Source organism: Pseudoalteromonas sp. NSLLW218 (assembly GCF_015864775.1).
Lineage (GTDB): Bacteria > Pseudomonadota > Gammaproteobacteria > Enterobacterales > Alteromonadaceae > Pseudoalteromonas.
Genome location: NZ_JADYWO010000001.1, coordinates 585141 through 603562, shown reverse-complemented (window position 1 = coordinate 603562; position 18422 = coordinate 585141). Strand labels below are relative to the sequence as shown.

16 protein-coding genes and 1 tRNA gene are annotated in these 18422 nt (G+C 38.7%); 9 read left to right on the top strand and 8 right to left on the bottom strand.

What is annotated here, in order from left to right; translation table 11 throughout:
- Nucleotides 1–110: 110 nt before the first annotated feature.
- The 4 genes from I6E80_RS02735 (at nucleotide 111) to I6E80_RS02720 (ending at nucleotide 6537) form a co-directional block, all read left to right on the top strand.
- On the top strand, nucleotides 111–2087 hold the full coding sequence (locus I6E80_RS02735) for a TolC family outer membrane protein (RefSeq protein ID WP_197184711.1): 1977 nt from the start codon (nucleotides 111–113) through the stop codon (nucleotides 2085–2087).
- Nucleotides 2088–2369: 282 nt separating this feature from the next.
- Entirely contained in the window at nucleotides 2370–4508 is a 2139-nt protein-coding gene (locus I6E80_RS02730; protein ID WP_197184710.1) for a type I secretion system permease/ATPase, read from the top strand.
- Complete coding sequence (locus I6E80_RS02725; RefSeq protein WP_024598724.1) at nucleotides 4505–5926, top strand: HlyD family type I secretion periplasmic adaptor subunit; 1422 nt, start codon at nucleotides 4505–4507, stop codon at nucleotides 5924–5926. Before I6E80_RS02730 ends, I6E80_RS02725 begins: the two co-directional genes overlap by 4 nt.
- Nucleotides 5927–5949: 23 nt before the next feature.
- A complete protein-coding gene (locus I6E80_RS02720; protein WP_024598725.1) occupies nucleotides 5950–6537 on the top strand; it encodes a response regulator transcription factor in 588 nt (195 codons plus the stop codon).
- Between the two features lie 22 nt (nucleotides 6538–6559).
- Here the strand turns inward: I6E80_RS02720 and I6E80_RS02715 are convergent, their stop codons facing one another.
- From I6E80_RS02715 to I6E80_RS02705, 3 genes are all read right to left on the bottom strand, one after another.
- Nucleotides 6560–8518: a LapD/MoxY N-terminal periplasmic domain-containing protein gene (locus I6E80_RS02715; protein ID WP_197184709.1), complete on the bottom strand. Its 1959-nt coding sequence runs from the start codon at nucleotides 8516–8518 to the stop codon at nucleotides 6560–6562.
- The gene (locus I6E80_RS02710) at nucleotides 8518–9225 is read right to left on the bottom strand and encodes a transglutaminase-like cysteine peptidase (protein WP_024589974.1); all 708 of its coding nucleotides are present in this window, start codon (nucleotides 9223–9225) and stop codon (nucleotides 8518–8520) included. Before I6E80_RS02710 ends, I6E80_RS02715 begins: the two co-directional genes overlap by 1 nt.
- A 130-nt stretch (nucleotides 9226–9355) precedes the next feature.
- A complete protein-coding gene (locus I6E80_RS02705) occupies nucleotides 9356–9814 on the bottom strand; it encodes an LPP20 family lipoprotein (protein ID WP_008168853.1) in 459 nt (152 codons plus the stop codon).
- 130 nt (nucleotides 9815–9944) lie between these two features.
- Between I6E80_RS02705 and I6E80_RS02700 the strand changes: the two genes are divergently transcribed.
- Complete coding sequence (locus I6E80_RS02700) at nucleotides 9945–11138, top strand: flagellar assembly protein FlgT (protein WP_170071823.1); 1194 nt, start codon at nucleotides 9945–9947, stop codon at nucleotides 11136–11138.
- On the opposite strand, the gene I6E80_RS02695 is transcribed toward I6E80_RS02700, so the two are convergent.
- Complete coding sequence (locus I6E80_RS02695) at nucleotides 11122–12033, bottom strand: LysR substrate-binding domain-containing protein (RefSeq protein ID WP_197184708.1); 912 nt, start codon at nucleotides 12031–12033, stop codon at nucleotides 11122–11124. The two genes, I6E80_RS02700 and I6E80_RS02695, sit on opposite strands and share 17 nt — an antisense overlap.
- A 112-nt stretch (nucleotides 12034–12145) precedes the next feature.
- Here I6E80_RS02695 and I6E80_RS02690 point away from each other — a divergent pair, with 112 nt between their 5' ends.
- The 4 genes from I6E80_RS02690 to I6E80_RS02675 all read left to right on the top strand — a co-directional run bounded on the left by I6E80_RS02690 (nucleotide 12146) and on the right by I6E80_RS02675 (nucleotide 16198).
- Nucleotides 12146–12874, top strand: coding sequence for a glutathione peroxidase (locus tag I6E80_RS02690; RefSeq protein WP_024598728.1), 729 nt, complete (start codon nucleotides 12146–12148; stop codon nucleotides 12872–12874).
- Nucleotides 12875–12956: 82 nt separating this feature from the next.
- On the top strand, nucleotides 12957–14405 hold the full coding sequence (locus I6E80_RS02685; RefSeq protein ID WP_024598729.1) for a dihydrolipoyl dehydrogenase: 1449 nt from the start codon (nucleotides 12957–12959) through the stop codon (nucleotides 14403–14405).
- A gap of 146 nt (nucleotides 14406–14551) precedes the next feature.
- Nucleotides 14552–15484, top strand: coding sequence for an exopolyphosphatase (locus I6E80_RS02680; RefSeq protein WP_024598730.1), 933 nt, complete (start codon nucleotides 14552–14554; stop codon nucleotides 15482–15484).
- 120 nt (nucleotides 15485–15604) lie between these two features.
- Nucleotides 15605–16198 carry a DUF4303 domain-containing protein gene (locus tag I6E80_RS02675; protein WP_024598731.1) on the top strand — a complete coding sequence of 198 codons (594 nt, stop codon included), beginning with the start codon at nucleotides 15605–15607 and terminating at the stop codon, nucleotides 16196–16198.
- A gap of 77 nt (nucleotides 16199–16275) precedes the next feature.
- Here the strand turns inward: I6E80_RS02675 and I6E80_RS02670 are convergent.
- The 4 genes from I6E80_RS02670 to I6E80_RS02655 form a co-directional block, all read right to left on the bottom strand.
- Nucleotides 16276–16350: transfer RNA gene (locus tag I6E80_RS02670), tRNA-Arg, on the bottom strand.
- A 72-nt stretch (nucleotides 16351–16422) separates the two neighbouring features.
- Complete coding sequence (locus tag I6E80_RS02665) at nucleotides 16423–17091, bottom strand: FlgO family outer membrane protein (protein ID WP_024598732.1); 669 nt, start codon at nucleotides 17089–17091, stop codon at nucleotides 16423–16425.
- A gap of 7 nt (nucleotides 17092–17098) precedes the next feature.
- A complete protein-coding gene (locus I6E80_RS02660) occupies nucleotides 17099–17791 on the bottom strand; it encodes a FlgO family outer membrane protein (RefSeq protein WP_024598733.1) in 693 nt (230 codons plus the stop codon).
- 13 nt (nucleotides 17792–17804) lie between these two features.
- The gene (locus I6E80_RS02655) at nucleotides 17805–18398 is read right to left on the bottom strand and encodes a FlgO family outer membrane protein (RefSeq protein WP_007583140.1); all 594 of its coding nucleotides are present in this window, start codon (nucleotides 18396–18398) and stop codon (nucleotides 17805–17807) included.
- Nucleotides 18399–18422: the final 24 nt, after the last annotated feature.

Sequence of the window (18422 nt, the reverse complement as noted above, 5' to 3'; positions counted from 1 at the left end):
GGTAGTAATTTTTTTTTATGCTACCCGAAAAGATTACTTGCAAAATAAGTACACCTTTACTAAATATTTAAGAGAGTATTTTTGGTCTTAACAGGATCTAAGAGGAAGAAATGATTATAAAAAACACTTTTAAAAAGCACCAAGGGACTATGTTAATCGGATTAGCGATTACAGCCGTAACTTTATCAAACTACGTGCATGCAAACGAACAATCAGCAATGCCACTTACCTACGTTTCAAGTAAAGCGATTGAAAACAATCCTGAAGTACAAGAAGCATGGCATGCTTTTAAATCTTCTATTTATGGAGTGGATGCTGCCCGTTCAGGTTATTTACCAAGTGTTGATGTATCAGCAAGTGCAGGATATGAAAGAAGAAATTACGGTATTGAAGAAGAATATAACCGTAATACAGCCGAATTAAGCGTTACTCAAATGCTTTATGACGGTTTTAGAACATCTAATACAGTTGACCGTTTTAAACGTATTCAACTTATTAGGTACTTTGAGCTTATTTCTCAAACAGAACAAACAGCACTTGAAGCCTCGATTGCACTACTTGACGTACAAAAATTCAAAGAGTTAGTACAACTTGCAGAAGCTAATTTACAAGAGCACGAGTCTGTATACCAACAAATAGAGCAAAGCGTAGGCGCCGGTGTAGCGCGCGCAGCAGACCTAGAACAAATTAGTGGCCGTTTATCTCTAGCGCAATCTAATGTATTAACGGAGTACTCAAATTTACATGATGTAAGCGCTCGCTACCTAAGGGTTGTAGGTGAGCTGCCTATGAACGATATAAAGCAAGCTGACCTTGATGAAAACAACATACCAATTTCGGTTAACCAAGCGCTAGACGTCGCCTACAAAAACAGCCCTTCATTTTATGCCTCTTTGTATAATATTGAAGCGCAAAAAGCGAACGCCAAAGCACAAAAAGCGGCCTTTCATCCTAACGTAGATTTATCTGCCCGCTACGGTAGCCAAGATAGAGATGAGCTTGGCCAAAATGAAACCAGAACAGAAGCGCGAGTCGGCATAGATATTAGTTATAACTTGTATAACGGTGGTCTTGATAGCGCTAATTTAGAACAAGCTTATCAAGATATAAATATTGCAAAATATCAACGAGATCAAGCCTGTATTGATATTCGTCAAAGCCTGCAAATTGCCTACTACAACGTCACTATTCTAGAGCAAAAGTTACCGGCGCTTAACCAACACCGCGAATCATCAACTAAAGTTAAAATTGCATACAAAGATCAATTTGATATAGGCCAGCGAACTCTACTAGACGTACTTGATGCCGAAAACGAATCGTTCCAATCAACACGTTCATACATACTAGCACTATACGACCGCCAATCGGCTATTTTAACTATGCTAAAAGAAATGGGGAAATTATTGCCAGCACTTGACGTAATGTCAGGTAAATACCCTACATTAAAAGAGCTAACTGACGATCCTATAGTGCATAACGCACAAAATATTTGTCCGAGTTACGATGTAGCAACCACCTTTAGCCGCAAGGCATTTCTACAAAAAAAAGCAAAGCAAGATAATGCCTACATGAGTGTAACCGCTATGCCAAGGTACTTAGATATACCGTTGGAAACCGACACTACACCAAGTAACTTTACAGATGATGATGGTGACGGCGTACCAAACGAGCAAGACACTTGCCCAAGCACACCTTTAAGTACAAATGTAGATTTATCTGGTTGTACAATTTACAGCGCATCAACCTCGAATATAGAGATTGGTATCCCTTTTTCTGCTGACTCAAGCGATGTAAGGTCTCAATATATTCAAGAAATTAGTAGGCTTGCTGACTTTTTAAAAGAAAATCCAAATAAGCGGGTTGAAATACAAGGCCATGCTTCTCTAGATGGAGATCGGAAATATAACCGTAAACTATCTGAAAAACGTGCGTTTGCCGTTGCTGAAATTCTAATTAAGCAATTCGATGTAGAACCTAAACGTGTTAAATCGTTTGGGTACGGTATTGATCAACCTCGAGTAAACGAAATATCAGTAAGAGCTAATGCTGCGAATCGACGTATCGAAGCCGTAATTACTGATAGTTAAGTCAATTGACGTTATGTAAATAACCTAAACTCAGCTTGAAATATTTAGGCTAAATTTATTTCTCGAGTTTAGGTTTTGTAGTAATACCAATCTGCTTATATATGGGGTCTATTTAACGTTAACAAAATTACGCTAGAACTAGGCAAAAATTTTTATATCTAGTTGTTCTAAATAAAAAATTTTTAACGACGTTATAGTGCAATTTAATTCGTTAAATTGATCAAAGATTTATGCAGGTTGGTATAACAACCGCATGCAGTTCTACATAACATTGGATGGTTTATGGAATTAAACGATGTACTTGATCATGGTGGCATACTCGTGGACTGCCTAGCAGTTTTATGTCGTCATCATGATAAAGAGTTTTCAAGAGAAGCATTATTAAATGGACTTCCTCTAACTGATGGAAACCTCACTCCATCAGGTTTTTCGCGCGCAGCAAAGCGCATTGGCTTTAAATCAAAAGTTGTTAATAAGCCACTACAAAAAATTAATACAGCACTGCTACCTGCCATCTTAATTTTAAAAGATAACCAAGCCTGTGTTATTAACTCTATTGATTACGATAAGCAACTGGTGAGCGTAATTTACCCAGAGCTTACTGAATCAGTTGTCGAACAAAACATTGATGAGTTAGCAGGCAACAGTGCTGGTTTAGTTATTTATGCTCAACCAGAATTTGCATTTGATGAGCGAACACCTGTGCTTGAAAAACTATCAAAAGACGGATGGTTTTGGGGAGTAATTAAAGAATGCCGCTCACTTTATAAAGACGTGATCATTTCGGCTATTGCTTTGGGCTTTTTGTCGGTTGCTATGCCTTTATTTGTAATGAACGTATATGACCGCGTTGTGCCCAACCATGCAACAGAAACCTTGTGGGTACTTGCCATTGGTATTTTAATAGCACTCACTGCTGACTTTGCTTTGCGTTTAGTAAGAGGCTACTTTGTAGAGCTTGCTGCAAGTAGAATAGATGTAAAAGTATCGGCTGTAATTATGGAGCGGGTATTAGGTATGAAACTAAAAAACCGTCCATCATCAGCAGGCTCCTTTGCTAGCAATATTCAATCATTTGAAGCTGTACGTAACTTTTTTAGCTCCATAACGCTTGTCGCATTAGTCGACTTACCATTCGTAGTTTTATATTTAATTGTTATCGCCATTATTGGCGTACCTCTAAGTTTACCCATTATAGCGGGCGCACTTATATTATTAGCTTACGCTATAGCCGCACACCGCAAACTTGAAGCTCTTTCAGAGCAAACAATGAAAGCAAGCTCAATGCGAAATGCAGTATTAGTAGAAAGTTTAACCAACATTGAAGATGTAAAAAGCTTTCACTCAGAGTGTAAAACACAATCTGTATGGGAAAAGTCGACCATTTACATTGCGCAAGTAAACGCACAAAGCCGACTCGTTTCAAGCTCCATATCAAATACAGCATCGTGGATACAGCAATGTGTAGGCGTGATAATAATGATAATAGGCGTACACCTCGTTATTGAAGGTGAGCTAACTCAAGGCGGACTAATTGCAGCCTACTTATTATCATCTCGTGCTATGGGCCCTATTGGGCAGTCAGCCGCCGTATTAGCGCAGTATCATCACGCGGCAATAGCAATGCAATCACTGAACGAAATTATGGAAAAAGAGGTTGAACGCCCGCCGGGTAAGCACTGGCTAAGCCACCCTATTTTAAAAGGTGATATAGAATTTAAAGACGTCTGTTTTAAATACTCTGACGAATCTCATAATGCACTCAACGGCGTTAGTTTTAAAATTAAAGCAGGTGAAAAAGTCGCTATTTTAGGACGTAATGGCTCAGGTAAAAGTACATTAGAAAAGCTTATTTTAGGGCTATACGAACCCTGTTCTGGAGCAATTTTGATGGACAATAACGATATACATCAAATTGACCCTGCAGAGCTTCGCCATAATATTGGTTATGTACCGCAAACCGTTGCCCTCTTTTATGGGACCTTAAAAGACAACCTTACGATAAGCGCTTGGCATGCCAAAGACGAGCAAATTATTGAAGCCTGTGAGCGAAGCCAATTATTTGATTTAATTAATTCGCACCCAGACGGATTTGATCTACAAGTAGGCGAGCAAGGCCGCCAATTATCAGGAGGGCAACGCCAAGCTGTAGGTATGGCAAGAGCCATAATTAACGATCCGCCAATACTATTACTAGATGAGCCAACCTCATCGCTAGATCACAATAGTGAAAGTAAAATTATTAACAATTTAAAAGATTATTCTAAAGATAAAACCCTAATTGTGGTGACTCACCGCTCATCATTACTCGAGCTTGTTGACCGTATTATAGTTTTAGATAACGGAAAGGTGGTTGCTGATGGACCAAAACAAAAAGTAATTGCGGCGTTAAATAATAAAACCGTGGAGCAAGCCTCATGAGTGATAACAAAAAACCACTTGAACAACGCTCTTTTGAATCTGTTAGCAAAGCAATTGAGGCAAGAAAACAAGGGAAGCCATCCGTATTTAATAAACTATTTAAAGGATGGATCTCACCGCCAAATACTAAAGACTGGGTAGTAGATGCACAGTGGGAAAAAATGCAGCAAGAGCCAGCAAGCGCTAGGTTACTGCTTTATTTAATTTGTTTAACGTTTATATGCCTTATTGTGTGGTCTGGCTTTGCTAATTTGGATGAAGTTGCTCGTGGCGAGGGACGGGTTATTCCCTCTAATAAACTACAACTAATTCAATCTTATGACGGCGGTATGGTCGAAAAAATAAATGTCCGAGAAGGTCAAATAGTAAACGAGGGTGATGTACTCATTAAAATAGACCCTACCCGCTTTATTTCTAGCTTTAGAGAAAACCAATCCAAGGTTGAATCGTTAAGTGCAAAAGTTGCGAGGCTCAGAGCGCTCACTCAAAAAAAGGAGCTCGTATTTAGCGAAGATGTTATAAAAAATGCACCTCAGGTGGTTCAACACGAACGCTCTCTTTATTTAAGTAACAGCCAAGAGCTAGAGCAACAGGTAAGCATTCACAAACGCCAACTAGAACAGCGACACCAAGATTATATTGAAGCAAAAGCGGCACTTCAGCAGCATACCAGTGCGCTACGCTTAACAAATAGGGAGCTTAAAGTGACCCGCCCATTGTTACGCACCGGTGCCATTTCGGATATAGATATTATTCGTTTAGAGCGTCAAATAGTTGATTTAAACGGCGAGATAAACAGAACCAAAGCCGTTATAAATAGGAGTCTTTCGGCCATTAACGAGGCTAAAAATAAGGTAACCGAAGTTGAGCTCGTTATGATCAATCGCTGGAACAATGAACTCTCTGAAGCGCTACTTCGATTGGATTCAATTAAAGAAACCGAATCTGGCTTAGCCGATAAAGTAACTCAAACTGAAATACGCTCTCCTGTTAAAGGCACTGTACAACGATTATTAGTTAATACTGTTGGCGGTATTTTACAGCCCGGTAGTGATGTTATGGAAATTGTGCCGCTTGACGATCAACTTGTTGTAGAGGCAAAAATACCACCTAAAGACATTGCATTTTTACGCCCTGGGCAATCTGCAATGATAAAATTTAGTGCTTATGACTTTGCCGTATATGGTGGCCTAGAAGCCGAAGTATTACATATAAGTGCCGATACAATTACGGATGACCGCGAAAACACCTTTTATTTAGTGCAGCTAAAAACTACCAAAAATAATTTTTCGAAAGAACTAACTATTATTCCAGGAATGACCACTCAAGTGGATATTATTACCGGTAAAAAAACCGTACTTGAGTATATTTTAAAACCGGTTCTTAGAGCTACATCGCAAGCAATGACAGAGCGTTAAAACATTTTATAAATGGAGAAGTAATGCGCCAAAGTATTTTTATTACACAGCCTGAATTTGAATCGAAACACTGGCATACAGCGTTTCCTGGTTGTTTGATATGCACAAAAGAACCACACAGAGTCACGGCATCAAGTATTATTTGGGTTTTGGCCGGAACACCTAATTGGCTTGAGCTTGTTAAAAAGTATTCTCAGCAACGTTTACTGGTTATTGTTATGACCAACGAACTAGAAATAAATCAACTAAGAAGTGCGCTTGAAGCAGGAGCTAGGGGCTACGTAGAAGCGCTAGCTACTAAAGTAATTATCGAACAAGTACTTGAGACTATTTGCTCTGGCGGAATATGGTTACCGGGGCAATTGCTCTCTAACTTAGTGGGGGCTTTATCAAACACACCGTTTAAATATGCGAGCACATGCGAGCTTGAGTTACTCACAAAACGAGAACGCCAAGTAGTTGATATTGTTGTAACAGGTGCAACTAATAAGCAAGCTGCAGAATCTTTAAGTATTACGGAGCGTACAATTAAAGAGCATATGAGCTCTATATTTAATAAGCTAAAAGTACGCGACCGCATTCAATTAATGTTAGTTGTAAAGGGGCATTAACCGCACGGTTAATGCCTGTTACTTACTCTTTGATAACCCCATCAAAACCTAAGTTAATAAGCGTATCTATATCATCTTGACTTGTTACACCTTGAGCCACCACTTTAATGCCAATTGAATGCGCTAACGTGCACACTCCTCGCAGGAATGTTTGGTTATCTTGGCTGTAACTAATATTGTGGCCGTAAACGCTATCAACCTTAATCATTTCAAGACCAAACTCCTGAATTTTATTAATTTTAGTAAATTCAGGGCCTACACGTTTTAATGCTACTTTAGCGCCCATGCACCGTGCCTGCTCACAAAAATCTTTGAATATCTCAATTTCGCTAACGGCAATACTTTCACGAATATCAAAACAAATTTTAGAGGCTAAATCAGGAAACGCTGACAAGTATGTAAGTATCGAAGCAAGCGCAGCATCATCAAGTAGTGTTTGTGCAGATAATTCAACCGAAATCAGTTCACTTGGTGGTTCAGCGTTGTACTGGGCAACCAACGCCTTGATTAAACCCCAATCTAAACGCGCTAATAACTTTAGTCGGTTAGCCCACTGGTAATAATAACTTGCACGATATAACTTTCCGCCTAACTCTAAGCTAAGTCCTAATTGACTTTGTATTAATTGCCCTGAAAAGCTCATAACTGGATAGGTATTTATTTCGAGTGTTTGGTTATCTAAGGCTGACTCTATTTCACTTTTCCAGCTATCAGCATCATCAAACAAATTACTTTTTTGTTTATTTTCAACTATTTTAGCTCTTACAACGCCTTGTTTTATATTTCCCGCTTTTAGTAATTCATCAACACGTTTTAGTACGTCAAATCGTGTATCGTCTTTTTGAATATAAGTACAGCTGTGAGGTATGGCTAGCTTAACGTTTTTATACTCTTCAACAAACGATTGATGCATCAATAAAATACGCTCACTGATTGCTTGAATATCATCAATATCACTAAATAAAACTGTAAAATCGCTGTGAGAAATACGTGCAATGTAATTTTCAGAAAAGTGTTCTTGGTTACTCTCTAAAAAGCTAACCAACATCTGTGAAAATCGACGTAGAAAGTTAACCATTTCTACTCGTCCCACTTCCTCACTTACTCGATCGAGGTTAACAACCCTAAATAAAAACAAGGCCCCATGGGCATGATCTTTCGATTTTTGTAAGTGAGCCTCAAGCGTTGCACCAAAGTATTCTCTATTTGCTAAACCAGTTAGCTCATCGTGTTGCGATTTAAATCTAAGCTCTTCTAAACGTTTATTATCTTCTTTAATAATACGGCTAAAACGAGTAGATAACTGGTTCATTGATTGCACTAAACGGGCAAACTCAAAAGTGCGAGGAACGCTCGATTTAATAAAACGTTTTTCACCAAATGCATTAGCCTGATACACAACATCATCAAGTGGTTTTAATATCCTACTTAAAAAGTAAGCACTAACTATACAAGCAAAAAAAGCAACAATTAAAAAACTGAAAAATAGTTTAAGCGCACTTTCCCATAAGGCTTGCTCAGCATATTGACTATGGCTTTCTATAAACAAAGTACCAAACTGCTGCCAACCATCATTTACTTGCCCAACCCCTGGCTCTACATTTAATGCATAAATTGATCTAAACCACTGTGGAGCCGTCGCTTTAAGTTCATCGGTAAACGTGCGTTTAACAATCACCTCACCATTAGGGTCTTGTAGTTCTATTCGCTTATAGTGACCGGTATCAAATGTGGCCGATACTAATAATTCAAGCTCAACGGGGTCTTTGTCTAATTGGCTAATCATTAACGCAAGTGAACTGGCGTTATCTACATTTTTTAAGTACAGCTGGGTCGAAAAATAACTTTTAGCCGAATTAGTGCTAATTAAAACACTACTTATAAAGCCTACAAAAATAACAATTAAAAGAGCAATCCATAGCTCTTGCCTGAGTGTTATTTTTCGTTTTTTAAGGTACTTAGATAAGGAAAATGATGCCATTACCACATAACTCCTTCTTTGGTTGTCTGCTCCAAAATTTTACGCCAGCGTGAAAGTCTTGCTGTTGGGCTGGCTACACTTTTGGTTGAATTATTAGCCCATAAACCTTGGCTGTTAAAGCTAAACACTGGGCTTAAATCTACACGTTTTGCAGCAGGTAAAACCTTTGTTATTAAACTGTCTAAAATAAGTGGCTGAGCGTTTGGTGTAGCAAAATAACCTAACACCATATGTGCTTGCGTTTTGTTAGTGCCCGCAATTTTTGCTTTTACATAGATAAGACGTAACTTGTCGTCGCTCACCCCTAGGGCTCTTAAGCTTATATACTTTGCTATTGCGTAATCCTCACAATCACCTAAGCCTCTGCCTAACGTTTCTAAAGGGGTTGCCCAATAATCGTTTTGTTTCCATAGCAAAATATCAGTTTGATAGCGTAAATTACGCGCAAAAAAATCATTAACAATAAGAATTTGTTGTTGTTCTGGTTTATTTTGAGTTTGTACCAACATACTTTGCCAGTTACGTGCAACAGCCGCTCGCGCAGGTCCATATTTTTGACCCATCAGCTCAATAAAGGTATTAAATTGAATAGTTAGTCGGCTTGCAAGCACGCCACTAGAGAGTACAAAAAACAACAATAGGTAGCGCAAATTGGCTTTGCACCATATAAATAATTTAGGATTTAAATGAGTTGGCTTAAACGCCATTTACAGAGCCACTGTTAATATAAGTGGCAATAAAATACATCTGTTGAGCACTACGCAATCTGCTTAAAAATTAATCCTAACAACAGCATAGCACTCAATATAAGAGGATGAGATATTTTGAATAACTTTTTTAGTAGTACGTTACTTTTTTAACTTCGCGTGGTTTTACTTCACCTATGTATAAATCGTGCACACGCTTCATGTTGAGCTCAAGCTCGGTTACATAGGTATCATCAACAGCATACGTTTTTATAATTTGCGCACCTTTAATGAGCCCCTGCACTTTACTTTCTAAGTAATCGTCTTGAGCAATTGAACCTTCCACCGTTGTTCCAGCGGTAATTTTTTGCCCATATACTTGTTCAGTAAGCTCGCGGTAAGCCTCAAGCTTAGAAGCTTTAATTGCCATAAGTTGCTTTTGCGACGCGTTAGCGCCTTTTTGTAAGCTAATAGGTGCATACCCTATCGCTTTTAAAACTGGGTAATTATTTGGCTCTACATATTTATATTCAACATGCTTATCAAAAACGCTGCTACAACCACCTAAGGTTAAACACCCAAGTGTAATAAGTAATGAAATCGCTCGCATAGCATCTAGCCCTTGTATAGTAATTAGCAGTACATATGCACGTTTAATGCCATTTATAGTATTACCAAATAACATTGGTACAGTCCTTGCTCTACCTAGTTAATAGCTAACGTTTAATTGGAGTAAAAGTATGAAGTCGTTTTTATCATTGGCATTTGCAGGGTTAAGTGCAACGGCATTATTAACGTTCTCCCCTTTTACTAAAGCGCAGTGGTATGAATCAACGGGCCATGCGAACGTTCAAAATGGTGATACGAGCGCTGCCAAATCTGCCGCTATAAAAGATGCGATTACACAAGCGTTAGTGTTCTCTGGCGCACGGGTTAGCTCGGTGCAAACCTTGGTAGATGGCGTGTTAATGCAAGATCAGCTAAAAATTAGCAGCCACGGCGAAATTCAAAAAATTGAACTGGTCAGCGAAAATAAATACGACAATAAATTTGCTATTACATTACGACTCGATATTTTTTCTCAAACAGAGCAATGCCCACAAAATAGCTTTAATAAGTTTGTGGCCGTTACACAAAGCCAACTTGTTCATCGTGAACACGCTAAAATGGGTCAAATATTTGACGTAAGTAAAGCGATTAGCAAAAATATTTTTACCTCACTGCAAAAATCAAAAATGAGCGCAGTGCCTATTGCTTACTATAATAATGCAATAAGCGTTGATAAATACTTTTCGCAGCAGCACGACTATTCAAACGCTCAATTAGAAGAAATATCTTCGCGCAGTAACGCTCAATATGTATTGCTTAGCCAAATAACCAGCCTTTCGACTAGCGACAAACTCAATAACGATTATGCATTTTGGCAGGACGAGGCGTATGAGCGCAGTTACAACATTGAGTTTGCACTATTTGATGGCACTACCTATGAGCAGCTTTGGCAAAATAGTTACCATACTCAAGCAATTTGGCCATTTGAAAAAACAACCATAGTGGATGTTAATAGTGATAGGTTTTGGCAATCGCCTTATGGGCAAAGCATAACCGATATCAACCAATCAGTGAGTTATGATATTCAAGCAGCCATGGCATGCCTACCTACACAAGGCAAAATAATGCATATGGAAAATAGCAAAATCGTTATTAACTTGGGTAAAGCTCATGGGTTAAAAAAAGGCCAAATGCTAAGCATTGCGCACCATAACTATTTAACCGACGCGGCAGGTAATGTAATGCCGCACACCATCACCACGCTTAATAAAATTCGCGTAGAGCAGCTTTATCAGCAAACCGCAGTAGCAGTCAGTATTGATGACAAACCACTACCTGGCGTGCAAATTAACGATGTAGTAGAAATAATCAGCCAAGATCTTTAGAGTTTTTACTCAATTTAGCTTTTAAATTAGGGTGAGCCGATAACCACTCGCCCAATTGTTCTACACCAGATAAATGCGGATAATGCTTTCTGCATGCAAACACCACGTTACGCTGCTGATTAGGGAATATAGGCAAGTAATCAATCCCTACACGGTCGGTACATGCTAACTTTGGTACAAATGTAATACCGTCATCCATAGCCACTAACGCTAATAATGTTTCTAAACTATTACCTTTATACTGGTTAGATACATCTACCCCTGCGGAAAAACAAAACTTTTGGGCTTGATCTTTAAAGCAATGACCATCACTTAACATTAATAGGCTGCATCCTTGAAGATCGCTCAGCGCTACTTTTTTATGCTTAGAAAGCGCGTTATCGTGTGATACCGCCACTAAAAAATCTTCTTTGTATAAAGCAACCGTATGGTAATTAATAAGCTCTGGCACATCAGCTAGAATAGCAAAGTCGAGTTCACCCTTGTTTAAAGCTTCTAAAATTGTTGCTGTTTGCATCTCAATAAACGAAAACTGGCTATCAATAAATGCCGCTTTCATTGATGTTAATAACGCAGGCAACAAGTAAGGCGCAATGGTAGGGATAATGCCAATAGTTAATTTACCTTGTAGAGGCTCGTTAGAAGTAGCAGCAAGTTCTTTGAGTATTTGCGTTTGTTCTAAAATAATTTCTATTTGCGTCAACAAACGTTCACCTTTTGCTGTTAAGGTGACTTGCTTGGTTGAGCGATCAAACAAAGTAACGCCAAGCTCATTTTCGAGTTTTTTTACTTGACCACTTAATGTAGGCTGGCTAACAAAACATGCATCGGCAGCTTTGCGAAAATGCTTATATTGCGCTATTGCTTTTACATATTCAAAATCTTTTAAGTTCATATTCAGCTCTACGTGATAGTTTATAACTATCAGTTTAATACAAACAAACGATTGGAACTATATTTAATTATTCACCATAATGGCTATCAACAAATCAAGAGGAACAAAAACTATGTTAAACAATATCGAAGGTCAAACAATCCCAAGTGTTACATTTGCAACTCGCGAAAATAATGATTGGAAATCAGTAACAACAGATGACATTTTTAAAGGTAAAACTGTTGTAGTGTTTTCACTACCAGGTGCATTCACACCAACATGTTCATCAACTCACTTACCACGTTATAACGAATTAGCAGGCGTACTTAAGCAAAACGGCGTTGACGAAATTGTATGTTTATCAGTAAACGATACCTTTGTAATGAACGCATGGGCTGAGCATCAAGAAGCGCAAAACATTACTTTATTACCAGACGGCAACGGCGAATTTACTGACGGCATGGGCATGTTAGTAGACAAAAACGACCTAGGCTTTGGTAAGCGCAGCTGGAGATACTCTATGCTTGTTAAAGATGGCGTGATTGACAAAATGTTCATCGAACCAGATTTACCAGGTGACCCGTTTGAAGTATCTGACGCAGACACAATGCTTGATTACATCAACCCTAAGCAAGCTAAACCAGAACCAGTAAGCATCTTTACTAAACCTGGCTGTCCTTTCTGTAAAAAAGCGAAAGAGCTTCTTGCAGAGAAAGGTTTCGCATATGAAGAGATTGTTATGGGTGCAGGCGCATCACTAACAAGTCTAAAAGCTGTATCTGGTCGTGAAACTGTTCCACAAATATTCATTGGTGGTAAACACATCGGTGGTTCAGACGACTTAGAAAAATACTTTGCTTAATCAATAAGTAAATTAAATGCCTAACGTAAGTAGGTAAAAAATAGGGGCTTTTATGCCCCTATTTATTAGAGGAAAAAATACTATGAAAGAATTGCAAACCGATGTTGTTGTTATAGGCGCAGGCACTGCTGGTTTAAGTGCTTATCGTAATGCTAAACAGTTCACACAAAATGTATTAATGATCGAATCAGGCCCATACGGCACCACATGTGCACGTGTTGGTTGTATGCCAAGCAAGTTATTGATTGCAGCCGCCGAAGCCGCACACGCAATTGAAATGGCACCTGCATTTGGTGTTCATAGCTCAAAGCCAGTTATTGATGGCAAAGCAGTTATGGCACGCGTTAAAAGTGAACGAGATCGTTTTGCAGGATTCGTAGTAGAAGCCGTAGATGAATTACCAGAGGGTGATAAAATTCGTGGTTACGCTAAATTTTTAGACACAAACCGCGTACAAATAGACGACCACACAATTATTACAGCAAAACGCTTTGTAATTGCAACCGGCTCACGCCCTTCATACCCCGGCGTATTTAATAACTTTGGCGACAAACTTATTATAAACGACGACGTATTTGATTGGGATGACCTACCAGAATCAGTCGCTGTATTTGGCCCTGGTGTAATAGGTCTTGAAATTGGCCAAGCACTTAGCCGACTAGGCGTAAATGTAAAACTATTTGGTGTAGGCGGCGCAATTGGCCCACTTACAGACCCTGTAGTAAAAGACTATGCGAATACTGTTTTTGCTGAAGAATTTTTTGTAGATACCGACTCAAACGTATCTGACATGATGCAAGTTGGCGATAAAGCACAGCTAACTTACACCGACAAACAAGGTGAAAAACACACCGAACAGTTTGACTACGTACTTGCAGCCACAGGCCGAGTACCAAACGTAGATAAACTAGGCCTTGAAAACACCGGCATTGAACTTGATGAGCGCGGCGTACCGCACGCAGACACACACACAATGCAGTGTGGTGAGTCAAACATATTTATAGCAGGCGATGCGAGTAACATGCTCCCATTGTTACACGAGGCATCTGACCAAGGTGCTATTGCAGGTCAAAATGCAGGGCGCTTCCCAGATGTACGTATAGGTCTGCGTAGAGCAAAAATTGCAGCCGTATTTAGCGACCCACAAATAGCAATGGTCGGCGAAAGCTACAAGCAAATTACCGACCGTTTAGGCCCATGCGGTTGTTTTGAAGTAGGCGAAGTCAGCTTTGAAAATCAAGGCCGAAGCCGAGTAATGCTTAAAAACAAAGGTCATATGCGTGTATATGCAGAGCAAGGCACAGGCTTATTTTTAGGTGCTGAGTTTATTGGCCCACAAGCCGAACACATTGCTCACTTACTAGCATGGGCTGTACAAAACAAAATGACCGTACCAGAAATGCTTGATATGCCATTTTACCACCCAGTAATTGAAGAAGGGTTACGTACCGCCCTTCGCGACTTAAATGCCAAACTTAAATTTGGCCCAGACATTGTAAATTCATGTATGGAATGTGGCCCAGGCGCATAACCTATTTACCACACATACAAACTTGCTAAGCAAAAGCCAAAACTAACGTTTTGGCTTTTTTTTATAATTTTTTTAAGCTGACCTCTCAAAAAAAATTTTAGCTGTTACACTTAATTGATAATTCAATTAAAAAAGATGGAATAGCTATGCCCAATAATAAATTTAGACTAGTCACTCGCAGCGATTTTGATGGCTTAGTTTGTGCCGTATTGCTTAAAGACTTAGACCTAATTGATGATATTTTGTTTGTTCATCCAAAAGACATGCAAGATGGCAAAATAGACATTACCGAAAACGACATCACGACCAACCTCCCCTACGTTGCAGGCTGCCACATAGCATTCGATCATCATCTTAGCGAAACCGTTCGTAACTCAAGCGACATAAAAAATCATATTATTGATCCAGAAGCGCCATCAGCAGCACGCGTAGTTTATGACTATTATGGCGGCGCTGAAAAACTTCCAAATATTTCTGTTGAAATGATGGACGCTGTTGATAAAGGCGATGCTGCTCAGTTTTCAAAAGACGAAATATTAAACCCAACAGATTGGGTATTAATGAACTTTATTATGGATGCGCGAACAGGCCTTGGCCGTTTTCGCGAGTTTAAAATTTCAAATTATCAATTAATGATGAAACTCATTGATGCATGTAAAGATCAGAGCATCGAAGAAATCCTAAAAATGGAAGACGTAGCCGAACGTGTTGCTTTATATAACGAGCATAACGAAAAAGCTAAAGAACAAATTTCTCAATGCGCTATCGTTCATAAAAACTTAGTGGTTCTTGATTTAACCCAAGAAGAAACAATTTACGCCACAAACCGATTTGTTATTTATGCCATGTACTCCGACTGCAATATCTCGATTCATAAAATGTGGGGCCTTAAAAAACAAAACGTAGTGTATGCCATAGGTAAATCAATAACTAACCGCAGTTCAAACACCAATGTTGGCGAACTGTGCCTTAAATACGGCGGTGGTGGTCATTTAAATGCAGGTACTTGCCAAGTAGAAACAAGTCAATCTGAAGCCGTGCTTAGTGAATTAATTGATACAATTACAAGTGATGGTTAATATTAACTTACAATAACCAGGGTTATATAATAGCTCTGGTTATTTCATTTTAGTAGAGTGAGTTTTAATCGCTCTCTTTTTCATATAAATTTCTGTACTAATAAAAGAAATAATGACCTCATGTTAGATACTAAAAACTTCGAAAAAACACTTTATCAAGATACTAAAAAAGCATTTAAAAACATTATACAAAAATACGGTAACGATCTTTATGTAATGGGCTTTTACCACACAGGTAGCTACTCACTACTGCCAATGTTTAATACCTTATCGGATTTAAAAAAAGTATTTGAAGCAGAGTACAACAACGATGTAAGTAGCTTTTACATGGCTAAATGGAACCCTGAGGATTACCCGATGCTTGAGGATTATTCCGAATACTTTGATGAAACAACTCTAGAGTGCCAAAAACTAGAAGACAGCATTGATTTGTTTCAATCAGATATAGAAGCAATGGATAATTGGCATCAATGGCTAACGACAATGGAAAAAGTGCTCATACAATTAGATGCCGAAGGAATATTTTCAAATGGTATCGAACGCGAAAAAATCACTTTAGCAATACTCGCCTATGATGAAGAAGAAAGCATTCAATTTAAAAGAATCAAACGACTTAACCCACCAACTGTTCTAGCACAAATTCAAGCCGACTTTGAAGCCATGGTTTCAGAGCGTGAAAAATGTGAGCAAGAAGCTTTAAACGCCTTTAACTAAAAAGTGCAACACTACTACATATACGCTATACACAAAGTATAAGGAAGGGAAGTTAAAATATAACTCATTGATTTAATTGGTAGCCCCTGCAAGAATCGAACTTGCAACTGCCCCTTAGGAGGGGGCCGTTATATCCATTTAACTAAGAGGCCACAAATAAGCTGTGTGCTTAGAGATGTGAATTATAACGGCATCTGGTTTTTTATATCAAGCAACAACTGAACTTAATTGCTTGATAAGTATATATCTTCTTTATTTAGTACATAAATTGGGATTAGTTTTCGACTACTCGCGACGATTTTTTTTGTATGCGCGTTAATTACACGTGTATTTACAACAACAGCATCATTGCGATAAATTAATGTACCCGCTAATACATGGCTCGCCATTTGCTCTTCGCTAAGCTTTTCAATATCGCGCGAAAAAGCAAAATCACCACGGCTATTTACATCTATTGTTTGGGTTGTTTTAAAATCAACCACGCCATAACCAAACTTTTGTAACTGATGAATTAACGTTTCAGAAATTTGATTACCCAATTGATTGCTTTTAGTAAGCGATGAATCAAGATCGACCAAGGTAGTAACGGCAATATTAATATTGGTGTCGGTATCACTTTCAAATTCAAGCGTATCAACCAAATCAAGTGCCATTTGCTCTACATAGTTAGCAAGTGTTTTATGGTGCTGAAGTGGTGTAAATTGATTACCGTTAACATCATCTTGAGTTGATTTTTGCTCGGCTATTTTAAGCATGCTTGCTAGGTCATAATTTACTTGTGTGGTTGAAGGCGTATTAATTTCAGCACTTCCACTATTTTGAGTAAAGGCACAACCTGCTAAGTTAGCTAAAGCAAAAAAAACGATAAAGCGGTTAAATAATTTACTATACATAATTATCTCACTTGCTTGCTTGTTTTAACATTATGCCATCAGTGCGATAACTACTATTAAGCGCATCAACAACCGACTGTGGAATAAACCCTTGTGCAGAACCTACTACGGCCTTACTTTCTAGCCCAACAATACGTGCATTAACAAGTACACCACCTTGATGGTTTACAAGCGTACCGGCAAGTACATATTTAAAGTTTTGATCTTGATTTAGCTCTAAATAGTCGCGACTAAATACAAAGTCGCCTGTTGAGGTAACACGCATATAATCAGTTGTTTTAAAATCAATAACGGGTACACCAAAGCTGTGTAATTCATGCATGAAGCTTTCTGCAATTTGGTTCCCTAGTAAGCTACCATCGTTGTAGTCTTCATCTAAAAAAACAAAACTCGAAACAGCTAACGGTGTTTGTTCACTTACGTACTGTAAGTTTTCAACCATGTCTTGCATTATGCCGCGCACATAATGGTTAATATTTTTGCGCATTGGCGGTGTTGCTTTTGTGTAGTTATCCTGTGGAGCCATTCCTGACTGAAATAAGTTATCGTCAGAAACAGGCGCTGCAACGTCGCGTTGGTTACTCACCAGTTGATTGCTTTGCTCACTTTGTGGTGTTGTGGTGTCTGTATTCATTGTGCCTAGTATTTGAGAGCAACCAAAGCCCAGTGGTAAGCATAATGTAATTAATAGGTTTTTCATTTTGTGCTCCAAATTAGTATTCGCTTCGGTATAAAAGTCCGTCACGCTGCTGAATTTTCTCATTGCCCCACATTACATTAATTGGGATCTCGGTACTTCCCGCAGAGAGCACCTGTTTATTTTCTATATTCACAAGCCGTGCATTAACTATGTATGCATGCTGCTGGCGAGTCACTGTTCCTGTGATAACTAAGTCAATATTTTGGCGATTACGTAATTTACTTAAATCGCGACTTAAAATACTGTCTGAGTTTTCTGATAAAGAGAGGTTATTCCCAAGTCTGTATTCAACGGTGTGATAACCCAGTTGAGTAAATTGTGTAAGCAGACTTTCTTGGATCTGCTGACTTAATCCTGAGGCCTGCCCTGTCACCAATTTTGTATCTAGTGCATCTGCATAAAAGAAGCTACTAACGCCAACACGTGCATTAGCATTTAATGCTCCGTTTAGGTGGTTAAGTTGCGACGTTAAATTAACTACATAGTCATTAACCGTAAAAGGAGCCATGGCCGCTTTAGGTGCATCTGTAGGCACACTTGGTTCTGGCGGTGGCACCAAGTTACAAGCAGCTAAATTTAAAAATAATAAAGGCAGTAAAAGGCGCATAATTGCCATCCTCATTAAAACATA